Consider the following 16,190-nt stretch of genomic DNA (forward strand, 5'->3'; position numbering starts at 1 on the left):
CCAGCGCTCCATAGGGTGTGAGCATGACCACCGTCCTCGTCACCGGAGCCACCGGCTTCGTCGGCCGCCGTCTCGTGCCCGAGCTCGTCGATCAGGGGCACACGGTGCGCGCCATGACCCGCCACCCCGACACCTACGACGGGCCGGGTGAGGCCGTCGGCGCCGACGTCGGCGATCCCGACAGCCTGGACCGCGCGCTGGCGGGCGCGGACGTCGCGGTCTACCTCGTCCACTCCCTCGACGACCAGGACTTCGAGCGCAAGGACGCGGAGGCGGCGAGGGCCTTCGGGCGCGCCGCGGCCGGCGCCGGCGTGCGCCAGATCATCTACCTCGGCGGCCTGGGCGCCGACGGCGACGACCTCTCGGCGCACCTGCGCTCGCGACGTGAGGTCGAGTCGCTGCTGGGCGAGGACGGCGTCCCCGTCACCGTCCTGCGCGCCGCGATCGTCGTGGGCGCCGGCGGGATCTCCTGGGAGATGACCCGCCAGCTGGTGAAGAACCTGCCCGCGATGGTCGTGCCCAAGTGGGCCGCCACCCGCACCCAGCCGGTCGCGATCTCCGACGTCGTGCGCTACCTCTCCGGCGTCGTCGACCACGACGAGGCGATCGGGAAGGTCTTCGAGATCGGCGGCGCCGACCGGTTGAGCTACATCGAGATGCTCCAGCAGGCCTCGCAGGTGATGAACGGCCGGACCCTGCGGGTCTTCCAGGTGCCGGTGCTGACGCCCAAGCTGTCGTCGTACTGGATCTCGTTCGTCACGAACGTCGACGTCACGACCGGCCGCAACCTGATCGACTCGATGGGCACCGAGGTCATCGTCACCGACGACTCGATCCTCCGCGTCGTGCCGGGCGAGCCGCTGAGCTACCGCGAGGCCGTCGAGGTCGCCATCGAGGAGTCGAAGGCCTCAGCCGCCGAAGAGCAGGGGTAGCGCCAGCAGCATCGTCAGCGACCACGTGCAGTGGGTGAGGATCGGCGCCAGGATCCCGCCCGACGCGCGGCGCTGCAGCCCGACGATCACGCCGAGCAGGATCGCCGCGAACGACAGCATGATGTTGCCGGAGGCCAGCGTCGCCACGATGTAGGCGATCGAGGTCCACAGCACCGGCCGGCGCGGGATCGCGGCGTAGGCGGCGCCGCGGAAGAACAGCTCCTCGGCGACGCCGTTGATCGCCGTGATCAGGGCCAGCAGCGGCAGCGACCCCTGGTCGGCGTAGTCGAGGACCGAGGTCACCTGGCGCTCGAGGGGGTCGATGGTGCGCACGACCAGCGAGCCCGCGATGAAGACCGCGGACAGGCCCAGGCCGATCAGGATCGGGGTGAGGACGGGGCGGACGTGGTCGTCGCGCCGCGCGATCCGGCCGAGGTGCAGCGGGCCGGAGGCGAAGGCGCCGACGGCCCAGACGGCGGCCAGGCCGAACGTCGCCGGGTAGAACCACCGGCTGCCCGGGTCGATGCGCAGCGACAGGCCCAGCACCAGCGCGCCGAGCAGCACGAAGCAGATCGTGACCACCTGACGCCGCCGCAACGCCGTCGGGGTCTCATGGTGGTCGCGCGGGACGACGTCCCACAACGACCGCTCGAGCCACGCACGCACACAGATCACCCCTCGCCGTAAGACTCTACGGGCGAGGGGTGAGCGTGCTCGAACTGAGTGACGGACGCTACTTCTTGAACGCGTCCTTGACGTCGCCCACGGCGTCCTTGGCCTTCTCGGCGCCGTCCTTCAGCGAGGACTTGGCCTGGTCGCCCTTGCCCTCGGCCTCGAGGCTCTCGTCGCCGGTCGCCTTGCCGGTGTGCTCCTTGGCCTTGCCGCCGAGGTCCTCGGCCTTGTTGCTGAGCTTGTCGTCCAGTCCCATTGCTACCTCCTGGGTTGTACGCGTGACGCCGCCGACGGTTTGCCAGCGGACGTGCCTCCAGTGAACGTCAGCACCCCGTCCGCCACCACACCCCGGCGGATGGTCCGCAGGTCGGTGACGTAGTTCTGCTTCAGCAGCCACGGCGCCCGGTCGCCCTGCTTGGGCAGCACATCGAGGGACCGCAACACGTAGCCGGCCTTGAAGTCGAGGAACGGCTGCTCGCCCACCGAGGGGTCCTTGACCGCCACCACCGTGGTGGTCCCGGTCTCGTCGAGGTGACGCAGCACCCGGCAGACGTAGTCGGCGACCAGGTCGGCCTTGAGCGTCCAGGACGCGTTGGTGTAGCCGATCGTGTAGGCGAAGTTGGGGACGCCGCTGAGCATCAGCGCCTTGTAGGCCATCGTCTCCGACAGCTCCACCGGCACCCCGTCGACGACGAGGTCGACGCCGCCGAACGGCAGCAGCCGCAGGCCGGTGGCCGTCACGACGATGTCGGCCTCGAGCTCCTCGCCCGACGTCAGCCGGATGCCCGTGGGCGTGAACGTCTCGATGGTGTCGGTGACGATCGAGGCGTCGCCGCGGCGCAGCGCCCGGAACAGGTCGCCGTCGGGCACGAAGCAGACCCGCTGGTCCCAGGGGTCGTAGACGGGCTTGAAGTGCTCATCGACGTCGACGCCCTCGGGCAGCTGCTTGGCGGTCTGGTCGCGGATCATCCGCTTCACGAGCGCCGGGCGCCGCTGGCTGAGCTGGTAGAAGCCGATGGCGGTGAGGATGTTGGCCCAGCGCACGACGGGGTACGACAGCCGCTGCGGCAGCCGGCGCAGGAGCTTGGCCAGCGGGTCGCGCCCCGAGCGGGACATGACGTACGTCGGCGAGCGCTGCAGCATCGTGACGTGCTCGGCGGTCGTGGCCATCGCCGGCACGAGCGTGATCGCCGTGGCCCCGCTGCCGATGACCACGACCCGCTTGCCGGTGTGGTCGAGGTCCTCAGGCCAGTGCTGCGGGTGCACGACGTCGCCGGCGAAGTCGTCCTGGCCGGGGAACGTCGGCGCGTAGCCCTGCTCGTAGTCGTAGTAGCCCGAACAGCCCCACAGGAAGTCCGTCGTGATCGTCACGGGCTCGCCGTCGTGGTCGGCGGTGACGGTCCAGCACGCGGTCTCGGAGTCCCAGCTGGCGGTGGTGACGCGGTGGCGGTAGCGGATCAGCTCGTCCACGCCGTACTCGTGGGCGACCGTGCGCAGGTAGTCGAGGATCAGCGGCCCGTCGGCCAGCGCGGTGTCGCCCGGCCACGGCCGCCAGTGGAAGCCGAAGGTGAACATGTCGGAGTCGGAGCGGATGCCGGGGTACGTGAACAGGTCCCACGTCCCGCCGCTGCGCTCGCGGCTCTCCAGGACGGCCACGCTGCGGCCGGGGTGCTCGGTGCGCAGCCGGCAGGCCGCGCCGATCCCGGCCAGGCCGGCGCCGATGACCAACACGTCCACGTGCTCGGTGCTCATGTCGTGCACGCTAGCCCGATCCGGCGCCTATTGACAGTTGTTCAGCAAGCGGCGTGGGTCACGGTGGCCGGTCTCGACGGGCGTTCGTCGCTGGCGCTCCTCACTGCTCGACCGCCGAGGCGGCTAGGCCTGGACGGCGACGCCGCGGGCGAGGAGGTCGTCGACTCCCGCGATGCCCCAGGCGGCGAGGGCCTCGCGGGTGTGGGTGCCGGCGGCGGGCGAGGGGGGCAGGCCGAGGGTCGCGGCGGTGCGGGAGAAGCGCGGCGCCGGCTGCGGCTGGACCATCCCGTCGCGCTCGACGAAGGTCTCGCGGGCGCGCAGGTGCGGGTGCTCGAAGGCCTCGCTGACCGGGATGATCCCGGCCACGCAGGCGTCGGTGCCCTCGAAGACCCCCACCCACTCGGCCTGGGTGCGCGACCCGAAGGTCTCCGTGAAGACGGCCCGCATCTCGTCGTAGCGCTCCGGCTCGCCCTGCCCGGGGCAGGTGTCCCGGATGCCCAAAGTGGTCACGAGCGCGTCGAAGAACTGGGGCTCGAGCGCGGCCACCGACAGGTGGCGCCCGTCCGAGGTCTCGTAGACGTCGTAGAACGGGACGCCGCCGTCGAGGAGGTTCGCGCCACGCTGCTCGGTGAAGCCGCCGCTCGCGAGGAACGCCGCGGTCATCGCGTTGAGGTGGGCGGTGCCGTCGACGATCGCGGCGTCCACGACCTGTCCCCTGCCCGAGACGCGGGCCTCGAGGAGGGCGGCGAGGATCCCGATGACGAGGTACGTCGAGCCGCCGCCGAAGTCGCCGACCAGGTTGGACGGGAAGTGCGGCCTGGCCGGGTCCTGGCCCATGCCGTGCAGGGCGCCGGTGATCGCGATGTAGTTCATGTCGTGGCCGGCCGCCTTGGCCAGCGGGCCGTCCTGGCCCCAGCCGGTCATCCGGCCGTAGACGACGCGCTCGTTGACCGCCAGGCAGTCGTCGGGGCCCAGACCCAGCCGCTCGGTGACGCCCGGGCGCATCCCCTCGATCACCACGTCGGCGCCGCGGACCAGCTCGAGCACGGTGGCGACCGCGTCGGGGTCCTTGAGGTTGAGCGCGACGCTGGGACGCCCGCGGTTGAGCAGCATCGTGGCACCGCCGGCGAGGGCCTGTCCGCCGGGCCGCTCGACGCGGATCACGTCGGCGCCGAGGTCGGCCAGGATCATGCAGGCGTGCGGTCCGGGGCCGATCCCCGCGATCTCGACGACCTTGACCCCGCGCAGCGGTCCGGTGCCCTGTCCCAGTTCGTACGTCATGCGGGCGATCATGACAGAACGACTGTCACAGTGGAACGGGACGGCGACCGGCGTCAGCCCGGGAGCACCCGGGTGAGGAACTGCCGGGTCCGCTCCTCGCGGGGGTCGGTGAAGATCTGCTGCGGCGGACCCTGCTCGAGGATCCGGCCGTCGCTGAGGAAGCACACCGTGGTGGCTACCTCGCGCGCGAAGCCCATCTCGTGCGTGGCCAGCACCATCGTGGTGCCGCGCTCGGCTAGGTCGCGCACGATCCCGAGCACCTCGCCGACCAGCTCGGGGTCGAGCGCCGCGGTGATCTCGTCGAGCAGCAGCAGCGTCGGCTGCGTGCACAGCGCGCGCACCAGCGCCACCCGCTGCTGCTGGCCGCCGGAGAGGCGGTCGGGATGCTTGTCGACGTGGTCGGCCAGCCCGAACGTCGCCAGCAGCTCGCGCGCGCGGTCCTCGGCGGCGCCGCGGGCCAGCCCGTGCACCCGCCGCGGCGCGAGCGTGCAGTTGTCGAGCACGCTCAGGTGCGGGAAGAGGTTGTAGGCCTGGAAGACCATGCCCATCCGCTGCCGCACCTCGCGCGGGTCGACGTGCGGGTCGGAGATCTCGCGTCCCTCGAAGCGGATCACGCCGTCGTCGACGTCCTCGAGCAGGTTCAGGCAGCGCAGCAGCGTCGACTTGCCCGAGCCGGACGAGCCGATCAGGCAGACCACGTCGTGCGGGTGCACGTCGAGGGTCACGTCGTCGAGGACGACCCGGTCGCCGTAGGACTTGCGGACCTCGAGGGCCTCCAGGAGCGGGGCGGTCATCGGACTCCCTTCATCGAACGCCTGCGCGCTCGCGCTCGAGGGCGCGCCGGCCCAGCCAGTCGGTGAGACGCGCCAGAGGGATGGTGATCGCGATGAAGAAGACCGAGACCACGACGTACGGCGTGTAGTTGAACGTGTAGCCGGTGGTGTCGCGCGCGGCGAAGACGGCGTCGAACACGCCGACGACCGAGACCAGCGCGGTGTCCTTCTGCAGCGAGACGAAGTCGTTGAGCAGCGGCGGGGCCACCCGGCGCACGGCCTGGGGCACCACGACGAAGCGCATCGTCTGGGTCCGGCTGAGCGCCAGCGCCTCGGCGCTCATCACCTGCGAGGGGTGGATCGACTCGATGCCGGAGCGGAACACCTCGGCGACGTAGGCGCCGTAGGACAGCACCAGCGCGACCCCGGCCCACACGTAGCGGTCGTCGGTGAGGCCCTCCAGGCGCAGGGCGGGGACGCCGAAGCCGAGCATCAGGATCAGCAGCACGGTGGGGACGCCGCGGAAGATGTCGACGTAGACCACGGCCAGCAGCCGGAACGGCGCGAGCAGCGGGCTGCGGGAGGTGCGCGCCAGCGCGACGGCGAGACCGAGCGCGAGGATCGCGACCTCGCAGATGAGGAAGAGCTTGACGTTGAGCCAGAAGCCGTCGCGGATGTCGGGCAGGGCGTCCTTGGCGTAGCCCCAGTCGAAGAAGGTCTCGCGGAAGCGGTCCCACCCGGGGGCGCTGAGGAGCACCGTCACGAGGCCGGCGAGGACCAGCGCGATCGCGCCGGAGGCGACCAGCAGGGAGCGGGTGCGCTGCTGGCGTCGTACGCGGCGACGCTCCAGCTCGCGGTCGCTCGGCTGCCAGTCGGTCACTGGAGCTCGGGGACGTCCACCACGTCGGACAGCCACTTCTGCTCGATCTCGGCGAGGGTGCCGTTCTCGGTCAGCGTGGCGAGGGCCTCGTTGACGCACGGCACCAGGTCGCTGCCCTTCTCGAAGAGCATCCCGAACTCCTCCTGGTCGCCGGTCTCGGGCTGGAACTGGCCCACGAGCTTGCTGCCGGGGATCTCGGCGGCGCTGATGTAGAACGCCGTCGGAAGGTCGGCCAGGATCGCGTCGGTCTGGCCGTTGAGGAGCGCGTTCTTGGCCGCGACGGTGTCCTCGAAGACGGCCGGCTTCTGGTCGGGCTTGACGACGTCGCGGATGGCCTTGAGCGAGGTGGTCGCCGTCTGGGCGCCGAGGTTGTAGTCGGCCAGCTCGGCCACCGTGGTGACCTCGGAGACGGGGCTGCCGTCCAGCGCCACGACGGCCTGCGAGGCGGAGTAGTAGCCGTCGGAGAAGTCGACGACCTGCTTGCGCTCGTCGGTGATCGAGATCTGGTTGATGTCGAAGTCGAAGTTCTTCTCACCCGGCGCGAAGGAGGTGTTGAACGGCACCGTCACCCAGGTGACCTCCTCGGGCGTGAAGCCGAGCTCGTCGGCGACCGCGTAGGCCACCGCCGACTCGAAGCCCTCGCCGTTGGTGGGGTCCTCGTCGACGAACCACGGCGAGAACGCCGGGGAGTCGGTGCCGACCGTGAGCGTGCCCTCCTGGGTCAGCGGCAGGTCGCCCTTCTCGCAGGAGGCCGTGGCGGCGCCGCTGTCGTCGTCCTCGTCGGCGGGCGCGCAGGCGATCGCGGCGACGAGCACGGGGAGGACGGCGAGGGCGGTACGACGCAGGCGCATGGGGAAATCGTAGGGCCGCGCGGGGCCGCCGCCGACCGGGTCGTCCACGGTGGACCGGGCCGCGTGACCCGCGCCACGCATGCTTGCAACTCGTTGCATAGGTCTGTCAGGCTCCCGGTCATGGCCCTCGAGCACGCCCTCCTCGTCGCGCTGCGCGAGCAGCCCGCGAGCGGGCTCGACCTGGCCCGTCGCTTCGGCCGCTCGATCGGCTTCTTCTGGAGCGCCACCCACCAGCAGATCTACCGGGTCCTGGCGCGCATGGAGGCCGACGGCTGGCTGGTGGCCACCGAGGTGGCGCAGACCGGCAAGCCCGACAAGAAGGTGTACGACGTCACGCCGGCCGGTGCGGACGCGCTCGCCGCCTGGCTGGCCGAGCCGACCCCCACGCACGCGCTGCGCAGCGACCTCGCGGTGAAGATGCGCGGGGCGTCGTTCGGCGACCGCGAGGCGGTCCTGGACGTCGTGCGCGCCAACCTCGCCGACCACCAGCTGCGGCTCGAGCACTACCGGTCGCTGATGCGACGCGACTACCCCCGGCCGGCGGCCCTGACCGGCCTCGACCTCGACCACTACCTCGTGCTGCGCGGCGGGATCCTCACCGAGGAGACCTGGGTGACGTGGCTGACCGAGTACCTGGAGGCCCACGCATGACCGCACCCTCGCCCTACCCCCACCTCCTGTCGCCGATCACGCTCGGCTCGCTCGAGCTCCGCAACCGGGTGGTCATGGGCTCCATGCACACCGGCCTCGAGGACTCCCGGCGCGACCTGCCCGACCTGGCGGCGTACCTCGCGGAGCGGGCGCGCGGCGGGGTCGGGCTGATCGTGACCGGCGGCTACGCGCCCAACAGGCGCGGCTGGCTCAAGCCGCTGGCCGCCGAGATGACCACGCGGCTGCAGGCGATGCGGCACCGCGACGTGACCGCCGCCGTGCACGAGGAGGGCGGCGCGATCGCGATGCAGGTGCTGCACGCGGGCCGCTACGGCTATCACCCGTTCAGCGTCTCGGCGTCGGCCCGGAAGTCGCCCATCACGCCGTTCCGCCCGAGCGCGCTGTCGACGCGCGCGGTCGACCGGACCGCCACCGACTTCGCGCGGTCGGTGGCGCTCGCGGTGAAGGCCGGCTACGACGCCGTGGAGATCATGGGCTCCGAGGGCTACCTCATCAACCAGTTCCTGGCGGCACGCACCAACGACCGCACCGACGCGTGGGGCGGCTCGGCCGCGAAGCGGATGCGCTTCCCCGTCGAGGTCGTCCGCCGCTCCCGCGAGCTGGTGGGCGGCGAGCTGCCGATCCTGTACCGGATCTCGCTGCTGGACCTCGTCGAGGGCGGGCAGAGCTGGGAGGAGGTGGTGGAGCTCGCCGGGCTGCTCGAGGAGGCCGGCGTGACCGTGCTCAACACCGGCATCGGCTGGCACGAGGCGCGGGTCCCGACGATCATCACCCAGGTGCCGCGCGGCGCCTGGCGCTCCGCGACCGCCCGGCTCAAGGCCGCGGTCTCGGTGCCGGTCTGCGCCTCCAACCGCATCAACACCCCCGAGCTGGCGGAGTCGATCCTCGCCGCCGGCGAGGCCGACCTGGTGTCGATGGCCCGGCCCCTGCTGGCCGACCCGGACTTCGTCGCCAAGGCCGGCGCCGGCCGCGCCGACGAGATCAACACCTGCATCGCCTGCAACCAGGCCTGCCTCGACCACGTCTTCGAGAACCGCAAGGCCTCCTGCCTGGTCAACCCCCGCGCCGGCCGCGAGCTGACGCTGACCCTGGGCCCGACCCGGCGCACGGCCTCGGTCGCCGTGGTGGGGGCCGGCCCCGCCGGGCTGGCCACGGCGGTCTCGGCGGCGGAGCGCGGCTTCGCGGTCACGCTGTTCGAGCGGTCCGCGTCGCTGGGCGGCCAGTTCCGGCTGGCGATGGCCGTGCCGGGCAAGGAGGACTTCGCCGACACGCTGCGCTACTACGCCCGCCGGCTGGAGGTGCTGGGCGTCGACGTGCGCCTCGGCGCGGCCGCCGGGGTGGCCGACCTGGCGGCGTACGACGAGGTCGTGGTCGCCACCGGTGTCGTGCCGCGGGTGCCGTCGTTCGACGGGGTCGACCACCCCTCGGTCGTCTCCTACGCCGACGTGCTGTCGGGTGCGGTCGTGCCCGGACGACGGGTGGCCGTCGTCGGCGCGGGCGGCATCGGCGTCGACGTCAGCGTGTGGCTGACCCACGACCGCTCCGAGGACCTCGACGACTGGATGTCGCACTGGGGCGTCGGCGACCCCACTCTGCACCCCGGCGGCCTGACCGAGCGCAAGCCGCGCACGGCGCTGCGCGAGGTGACGCTGATCCAGCGCAAGACGACGCCGATCGGCATCGGCCTGGGCAAGACCTCCGGCTGGGCGCACCGCGCCGTGCTCAAGCAGTCGGGCGTCACCCAGGTCTCCGGGGCGACGTACGACCGCGTCGACGACGCCGGCCTGCACCTCACGGTCGACGGCGTCGGCTCGGTGCTCGACGTCGACCACGTGGTGCTGTGCGCCGGCCAGGAGTCGGTGCGCGACCTGTACGACGAGCTCGTGGCGACGCGGCCGTCGTCGGTGCACCTGGTCGGTGGCGCCGACGTCGCCGCCGAGCTCGACGCCAAGCGCGCGATCGAGCAGGGGACGAGGGTGGCCGCGTCGCTCTGAGGCCTGCTTGGGACTCGCTCTGGGACCCGCCCCTACCGCCGCACCGCCCGGGTGGCCGCGCTGCGCTGGGTGAGCGCTGCGTAGCCGGGCCTGGTGCCGGTGACGCGGACGGTGACCCGCTTGCCGGCGTGGGCCTTCCGGAGGCGGAACGACGTGCCGTCGGCGCCGCGGACGGCCCGGCCGGCGACGTACCACTGGACGCGCAGCCGCACCGGTCGCGGGCTCCAGGTCCCGGGCCGGACGGTCAGCCGGCGGCCGACCTTCGCGGCTCCGGCGACCACCGGTCGCCGCCCGGTCAGACGTCCCGGGGCGACGGTGGCGGCCTGCGACGTCGCGCTGCTGGGCGGCGAGTACGGGCGGGTGCCCGTGACCGTCACCGACAGCTTGCGACCGACCAGCGCCGGGGGCACCACGAAGGTGCGGCCCGTGGCGCCGCGGACGGGCTGCCCGCCGGCGAGCCACTGGTACGTCAGCGTCGTGCCGGCCGGCCAGGTGCCCGGCGTCGCGGTGAGGGTCTCGCCGACGCGCACCACGCCGCGCACGGACGGGACGCCGGCCTCAGGTGCGCCCGGAGCGGCGACCGTCACGTTGCGGACCTCGGAGACGTCGACGCCGCCGAAGGGGTTCGTCGTCTCGACGAACCACCCGTGCTCGCCCGGGGCGACGTCCCAGTCGACCGTGCGCGTCTCGCCGGACGGCACGCCCTTGAGCACCGCGATCTCGCGGCTGGTGAGGACGTCGGCGCGGAAGCCGTCGGTCGCCAGCGTCTTGGTCGTCGCGTCGATGCCGGCGGCGGCGTAGGGGATCTCGAACTCCTGGTGCTGCAGGTCCAGGGAGGGGTCCTCGGAGTCGAAGTCGTCCAGCGACGGCGAGTAGGTGCGCACGATGATCCGCTCGCCCTGGTTGTCGAAGTGGAGCAGCCGCAGGTAGCCCAGGCCGCCCTCGGGCAGGCCCTGGTAGTCGAACAGCATCGAGTGGACGGTGCGGTCGGCGACGCCGTCGCCGTCGTCGTCGAACTCGTCGGTGCGGGTGTAGGCGTCGTGGTAGTGACCCGACGAGACCGCGAAGACGTTGGGGTTGGGCGCCACGACCTCGTCCATGATCCGCTGCGGGATCGGGCCGAGCCCGCCGGTGGTGAGCATGAACTCGTGAAGGTTCACCCACACCTTGCGCTCGGGGTAGCGGGCGATCACCTGGTTCATCCAGGCGATCTCCGCGTCACCCGCGCCCCAGCCCATCGACAGCATCAGGAAGTCGACGCCGTTGGCGCTCACGAGGTCGTAGTGGCCCCGGTTGTTCTGGTACGACTGGCCGTACCAGGGGTTGCCGGCGTAGCGGGCCTCGCCGAACCACTGACCGAAGGCCTCGTAGTCCTCGTCGTGGTGCCCGACGTCGTGGTTGCCGGCCAGCACGCCGTAGGGCAGACCGGCCGCGTCGAGCTTGTCGTAGGCCGCGTCCGCCTTCTCCCACTGACGCTGCTGCGACGACACGTTGACGATGTCGCCGGTGTGGATGACGTACTGCAGGTTCAGCTCGTCGCGCTGGTCGAGGAAGAACTGGTTGATCGCGACCTGGTGCTTGTAGAAGTCGTCGGTCTCGTTGTAGTACTGCGTGTCCGACTCCCAGCCGATCGTGAAGTCGTACGCCGACCGGGGCGTGACGCCCTTGGTGGAGTACGGCGCCGGGGTGCTGGCCCGCGTCGAGCGGACCTCGCCCGCGAAGCCCTCGGAGTGCTGCACCAGCACCGTCATCCGGCCGCCCGCCGTGCGGCCGGCCGTGGGGACCGTGGTCTCCAGGGTGAAGGGCTCGCTGTCGGTCGTGACCTTGCGGGCGACCTCCTCCCAGCCGGCGCCGGCCGAGTCCTGCACGTAGAGCAGCACCTTGGCCCCGGCGTTGGCCGAGCCGGTCCAGCGCAGCCGCGCCTGCGCGTCCGCACCGGCGTCGGCCGGCACGGCCACCGTGAACAGCTGGTAGGGCAGCTCGGTCTGGGACGACACCTCGTGCTCGATGCCGTCGGTGCTCGCGACCTGGGCGAGCTGGGCGTCGGTGAGGACCACCTTGTCGCCGCGGTCGGCCCCGAGCGCGTGACCGGTCGTGCCGTCGTACGCGCTGACCTCGGCGTCGGTGGGCACGAACGTGTCGCCCTCGCGGAAGGCCATCGTCAGCTCGTCGCCCTCGGGCGAGGACGCGGTGGCGCTCAGCCGGACGCCGCCGGCCGTGACGGTCTCCCCGTCGCCGGGGCCGCCCAGCTCGGTGTCGGGCCGCTCGTCGGTCGTCGTGAACGTGACCGAGCGGGTCGTCTCGTTGCCGACCCGGTCGCGCGCCGTGAAGACCGCCACGTGCTCGCCGGGGGTCAGCCGCAGCGAGCCCGTGGCGTGCGGCAGCGTGATCGGCTCGCCGTCGAGGGTCGCGGTGACCCCGCCGTCGCCCAGGCCGGCGCCGGCGTCGGTCGCGGTGGCGTCGATCGTGAACGGCCCGCGGAGGCGAGCGCCGTCGGTGAGCGTGGGCGCCACCACCGGGGAGGTGTTGTCGACGACGACGGTGCGGCTCACGCCGACCGCGTCCGTGGCCGCGGTGACCGTGTGCGGCCCGTCGGCCACGGTGGTGGTGTCCCACTGGTGGGCCAGCGAGTCGAAGGCGTCGTCGGGGATGGTGAACGTGGCGGTGAAGTAGACCTGCGTGGCGTCGGCGAAGCCGATCCGGGTCGCCGGGTCGGGGCAGGCGCGCACCGTCGGCTCCTGTCCCTCGCCGGCGCCGCCACAGGTGGCCGGTCGCAGCACGCGACCGTCCGGCAGGGCCAGGCGCAGGTTGAGCGCCGAGAAGTCGTCGTTGTTCTCGTTCGGGTCGGGCTGCGGGAACGCCTTGGTGCCGGCGTAGATGCCGACCGTGAGCGCCTGGCCCTTGACGACCTTCTCGACCGGCACCGTCGCGGTGACGGTCTCGATCCGCTCGTAGAAGCCCTCGTCGAAGACGGTCAGGACGTCCTCGCCCATGCGGACGCCGTTGCGGAAGAACGCGTCGGTGTTGGTGGCCTCGAAGGCGAAGATCGGGGCACCCTCGAGCGCCGGGACCGGCGCCGGGACCTGCTGGCCGTCGACGGCCAGGCGCAGCGCTGCCGGGTCGTCGGCGGTGGTCGCCGCGAGCCGCGTCGTCCCGCCGACGTAATCGCCCTCCTTGACGTTGAGCCGCACGGGCGCGGGCTCGGCCTCGGCGAGCTCGATGCGCTTCGGGCCCAGCGTGCTGGTGTTGGTGCCGTCGGAGGTGGTGACGGTGTACTCCACCCAGCGCTTGCCGTAGAGGTCGACGGCCGGCACGGAGTAGGCGTAGCGGTCGGGCGCGGCGAACCGGAGGTAGCGGGTGACCGGCTCGTCGACGTCGGTGCCGATGGTCAGCGCCACCGTGCGGACCTGCTGGGCGTCGGTGACGCCGAACTCCAGCGCGAGGTCCTCGGTGTCGGGGGTCTCGGTGCCGCCGGTGAGGTCGGTGATCGCCGGGGCGAGCGCGTCGTCGGGCGTGGCCACGAGACCGGCCGGGACCTGGTCGGGGGCCGCGTAGCCGGGCGTCGCGGTCCCGGTGCCGACACGGGTCTGGAGGGTCCCGGAGTCCCAGCGGTACTGCAGCGGCTGGTCGGCCACGGTGTCGGCGTCGGTCAGGTAGTGGGCCCGGCTGACGTCGTACCCGCTGTTGGTCATCACCTGGATGCCGCGCAGGCCGGCGTTGGACATGCCGGCCGAGGTGATCTCGACGAGGTCCTCGCCCGCGGTGAGGCGGGCGCCGAAGTGGGCGTTGAAGTCGGCCGCCGTGAGCGCGGCGTTCTGCGGGTTCTTGACCCACAGGACCAGGGTGCGACCGGGCTGGATGACCGGGTCTGCGGGCACTGCGGGCCACAGCGCGCTGTTGGTCGTGACGCCGCTGGCGTCGATGTAGAGGTAGTTGATCGTGAAGTCGGCGAAGCTCACGGGCTCGTCGGAGGCGTTGTAGACCTCGACGAACTCGTAGCCGTCGGCGCTGCCGACGTTGGCGGTGTCGGGGGCGACCTCGGTCACCTGGAGCAGCGGGGCGTCGAGCGCGGGGTCCGCGGCGGGCGGCGGGCCCTGCACCGGGACGCGGGGGCCTTCCGGCTCCTCGGTCGGCTCCTCCGTGGGCTCCTCGGTCGGGTCCGGGTCGGGTGCCGTGAGCTGGGCGGCCTCGACGGTGCCGGCGGTGTACGGCGCGAGGTCGGCGTGGACGCGGGCGAGCTTGCCCGTGGCCGGGACGCCGAAGTGGGTCGAGGCGTTCGGCGTGGCGGTGCGCGCCGGGTAGAGCGACCAGGAGACGGCGGAGCCGGCCTGGTCGACGCGGACGCCGCGCGGGCCGCCGTTGGCCATGCCGCTCTGGCCGGTGACGTGGTAGACGAGTGCGTCCGGGGCGGCACCCACGGCCGCGCGGAACTCGGCGTCGGTGTGCGCGAAGCTGTCGACGTTGCCGCTGGCGTACTGCAGCCAGAACAGCGCCACGCCGTGGGCGGGGATCGTCGCGCTGGAGTCGGCGACCGTCAGCGGCTTGTCGCTCGCGCTGGTGCCGGCCTCCGAGAAGATGTAGGTGAGGCCCACGCCCTGGGTGACGTCGATCGGGGCGTCGGTCGTGTTGGCGACCTCGAAGAACTCGTAGTGGTCGTCACCGGTGTTGTCCGGCGCGATCTCGGTGACCAGCAGGGGCGGCGTGCTCCCGGCCGGCGTGCTGGGCTCCTCGCTGGGCTCCTCGCTGGGCTCCTCGCTGGGCTCCTCGGTCGGCTCCTCGGTGGGGGTCCCCACCTGGGCCGGGTCGACGGTGCCGGGAGTCGGGGCCTGCTGCTGGCCGTGGACGCTGAGCTGGGTGCTGCCGGCCGTGGTGGGCCGGCCGTAGGTGACGGTCCTGTCCGAGGCGACGTCCGTGGCGGTCCAGGTGATGCGGGACAGCTCGGTGCCGCCCTGCGTGACGTACATCGAGGTGCCGGAGTTGTTCAGCCCGTCCTGACCGGTGAGGTGCGCCAGCGGGTAGTCGCCGGTCACGCCGAGCCCGGCGTAGAAGTCGCGGAACTGCTGGTCCGTGAGGCGGGCGTCCGGGCCGCCGGTGGCGGTCGCGTCGCGGTACTTGCTGTTCTTCACCCACAGCACGACGGTGCCGCGCGCGGGCACCACGGTGCCCGGGTCGTAGGCGAGGGTCCTGGGGGTCGAGCCGCTGAGGTAGACGACCTGGACGCCCGCGGCCGTGAGGTCGATCGCGGTCCCGGTCGTGTTGGTCAGCTCGATGAACTCCCACGCGTCGGCCGACGTCCCGTCGGCGGCCGGCATGTTGCCGGAGTTGACGTTGACCTCGGTGATCATCAGCGACGGCGCGGCGACCGGGCCGCTCGGCGGGGTGCTCGTGGGGTCCGTCGGCAGCTCGGTGGGGCTGGGGTTGTCGGTCGGGGACGGCTGGTCCGTGGGCGACGGCTGCTCCGTCGGCGACGGGGCGTCCGTCGGCGAGGGCTGGTCCGTGGGCGACGGGGTGTCCGTGGGAGTGGGCGTCGGCGTCGGGGTGGGCGTCGGGTCCTCGGTGGGGGCGGTGGCGCCGGGGGTCAGCTGCTGGGCGGCGACGGCGCCGGGCGTCGGCACGGCCTTGCGGGCGTAGAGGGTCGCGTCCGTGGTGGCGGCCGCCGGGACGGCGTACTCGGCGGCGGTGCCGGCGCCCTGGTCGGTGCCGGGCAGGTAGGCGGAGCGGCTGACCACCGCGCCGGAGCGCTGGATGCTGACCGGGAGCGGGGCGGTGCCGGAGTTGGCCATGCCGTTCTGGCCGGTGAGGTGGATGACCGGGGCGTCGGAGGCGACGCCGTAGTGGGCCCAGAAGTCGGTGTCGGAGAAGAGCAGGGAGTTGGGGCTGCCGGAGCTGTAGCCGTCGGCGCTGCCGGACTGGTAGCGCAGCCAGAGCACCGCGGTGCCGTGGGCCGGGACGACGGTCGGGGCGACGGAGTCGGCGGCCACCGTCAGCGCGGCGGCGCGGTAGTGCAGCGTGTAGCCGGCCGTCGCGAGGTCGATGTCGGCGTCGGTGGTGTTGGTGACCTCGAGGTACTCGAAGTTGTCCTGGCTGCTCGCCCGCCCGGCGACCTGGTGGCTGCCGTTGTCGGCGACGACCTCGGAGACGAAGAGCGGCGGCAGCTCGGCCGCCGCCCGCGCGGGCGCGGCCTGCGAGGAGGCGGCCAGCACGGGACCCCCGGTCGCCAGCACCCCGAGGGAGAGTGCGGCGGCCAGGATGCGGCCGGTGGTGCACGACCGCGGGGTGTTCGAGAGCATCCGGTTCCACCTTCTGTTGTGACGGGCGGCCGGAGAGTCTCAGGGTCGGGGTCCCGGTGGTCGAACGTCGTGTGGCCGCGAGGTGGACGGCAG

At 72.5% G+C, this 16,190-nt stretch carries 11 protein-coding genes; 3 read left to right on the forward strand and 8 right to left on the reverse strand.

Annotated elements, in window-relative coordinates; genetic code table 11:
- The first annotated feature begins 23 nt into the window (after positions 1–23).
- On the forward strand, positions 24–932 hold the full coding sequence (locus IRQ30_RS08695) for an NAD(P)H-binding protein (RefSeq protein WP_193612534.1): 909 nt from the start codon (positions 24–26) through the stop codon (positions 930–932).
- Here IRQ30_RS08695 and IRQ30_RS08700 read toward each other — a convergent pair.
- The 7 genes from IRQ30_RS08700 to IRQ30_RS08730 all read right to left on the reverse strand — a co-directional run bounded on the left by IRQ30_RS08700 (position 909) and on the right by IRQ30_RS08730 (position 7,141).
- The gene (locus tag IRQ30_RS08700) at positions 909–1,598 is read right to left on the reverse strand and encodes a CPBP family glutamic-type intramembrane protease (RefSeq protein ID WP_193612535.1); all 690 of its coding nucleotides are present in this window, start codon (positions 1,596–1,598) and stop codon (positions 909–911) included. The two genes, IRQ30_RS08695 and IRQ30_RS08700, sit on opposite strands and share 24 nt — an antisense overlap.
- 67 nt (positions 1,599–1,665) lie before the next feature.
- On the reverse strand, positions 1,666–1,860 hold the full coding sequence (locus tag IRQ30_RS08705; protein ID WP_134740453.1) for a CsbD family protein: 195 nt from the start codon (positions 1,858–1,860) through the stop codon (positions 1,666–1,668).
- 2 nt (positions 1,861–1,862) lie between these two features.
- The gene (locus IRQ30_RS08710) at positions 1,863–3,356 is read right to left on the reverse strand and encodes a flavin-containing monooxygenase (protein WP_193612536.1); all 1,494 of its coding nucleotides are present in this window, start codon (positions 3,354–3,356) and stop codon (positions 1,863–1,865) included.
- 123 nt (positions 3,357–3,479) lie between these two features.
- Complete coding sequence (locus IRQ30_RS08715; protein WP_276592209.1) at positions 3,480–4,637, reverse strand: CaiB/BaiF CoA transferase family protein; 1,158 nt, start codon at positions 4,635–4,637, stop codon at positions 3,480–3,482.
- A 53-nt stretch (positions 4,638–4,690) separates the two neighbouring features.
- Positions 4,691–5,431: an amino acid ABC transporter ATP-binding protein gene (locus IRQ30_RS08720; protein ID WP_193612537.1), complete on the reverse strand. Its 741-nt coding sequence runs from the start codon at positions 5,429–5,431 to the stop codon at positions 4,691–4,693.
- A gap of 10 nt (positions 5,432–5,441) precedes the next feature.
- Positions 5,442–6,290 carry an amino acid ABC transporter permease gene (locus tag IRQ30_RS08725; protein WP_338089631.1) on the reverse strand — a complete coding sequence of 283 codons (849 nt, stop codon included), beginning with the start codon at positions 6,288–6,290 and terminating at the stop codon, positions 5,442–5,444.
- Positions 6,287–7,141: an ABC transporter substrate-binding protein gene (locus IRQ30_RS08730; RefSeq protein ID WP_193612539.1), complete on the reverse strand. Its 855-nt coding sequence runs from the start codon at positions 7,139–7,141 to the stop codon at positions 6,287–6,289. The genes IRQ30_RS08725 and IRQ30_RS08730 overlap by 4 nt, the downstream gene beginning before the upstream one ends.
- A 120-nt stretch (positions 7,142–7,261) precedes the next feature.
- On the opposite strand from IRQ30_RS08730, the gene IRQ30_RS08735 reads away from it, so the two are divergent.
- Complete coding sequence (locus IRQ30_RS08735; protein WP_193612540.1) at positions 7,262–7,792, forward strand: PadR family transcriptional regulator; 531 nt, start codon at positions 7,262–7,264, stop codon at positions 7,790–7,792.
- Complete coding sequence (locus IRQ30_RS08740; RefSeq protein WP_193612541.1) at positions 7,789–9,807, forward strand: oxidoreductase; 2,019 nt, start codon at positions 7,789–7,791, stop codon at positions 9,805–9,807. Before IRQ30_RS08735 ends, IRQ30_RS08740 begins: the two co-directional genes overlap by 4 nt.
- A gap of 32 nt (positions 9,808–9,839) precedes the next feature.
- Here IRQ30_RS08740 and IRQ30_RS08745 read toward each other — a convergent pair whose 3' ends face one another.
- The gene (locus IRQ30_RS08745; RefSeq protein WP_227467259.1) at positions 9,840–16,097 is read right to left on the reverse strand and encodes a metallophosphoesterase; all 6,258 of its coding nucleotides are present in this window, start codon (positions 16,095–16,097) and stop codon (positions 9,840–9,842) included.
- Between the last annotated feature and the right edge of the window lie 93 nt (positions 16,098–16,190).

Source organism: Nocardioides lijunqiniae (genome assembly GCF_015024225.1).
Lineage (GTDB): Bacteria > Actinomycetota > Actinomycetes > Propionibacteriales > Nocardioidaceae > Nocardioides > Nocardioides lijunqiniae.

Coding starts and splice junctions, on each gene's coding strand:
- IRQ30_RS08705 (WP_134740453.1), bottom strand. CDS start 1,860: ATGGGACTGGACGACAAGCTCAGCAACAAGGCCGAGGACCTCGGCGGC.
- IRQ30_RS08710 (WP_193612536.1), bottom strand. CDS start 3,356: ATGAGCACCGAGCACGTGGACGTGTTGGTCATCGGCGCCGGCCTGGCC.
- IRQ30_RS08715 (WP_276592209.1), bottom strand. CDS start 4,637: ATGACGTACGAACTGGGACAGGGCACCGGACCGCTGCGCGGGGTCAAG.
- IRQ30_RS08720 (WP_193612537.1), bottom strand. CDS start 5,431: ATGACCGCCCCGCTCCTGGAGGCCCTCGAGGTCCGCAAGTCCTACGGC.
- IRQ30_RS08735 (WP_193612540.1), top strand. CDS start 7,262: ATGGCCCTCGAGCACGCCCTCCTCGTCGCGCTGCGCGAGCAGCCCGCG.
- IRQ30_RS08695 (WP_193612534.1), top strand. CDS start 24: ATGACCACCGTCCTCGTCACCGGAGCCACCGGCTTCGTCGGCCGCCGT.
- IRQ30_RS08740 (WP_193612541.1), top strand. CDS start 7,789: ATGACCGCACCCTCGCCCTACCCCCACCTCCTGTCGCCGATCACGCTC.
- IRQ30_RS08745 (WP_227467259.1), bottom strand. CDS start 16,097: ATGCTCTCGAACACCCCGCGGTCGTGCACCACCGGCCGCATCCTGGCC.
- IRQ30_RS08730 (WP_193612539.1), bottom strand. CDS start 7,141: ATGCGCCTGCGTCGTACCGCCCTCGCCGTCCTCCCCGTGCTCGTCGCC.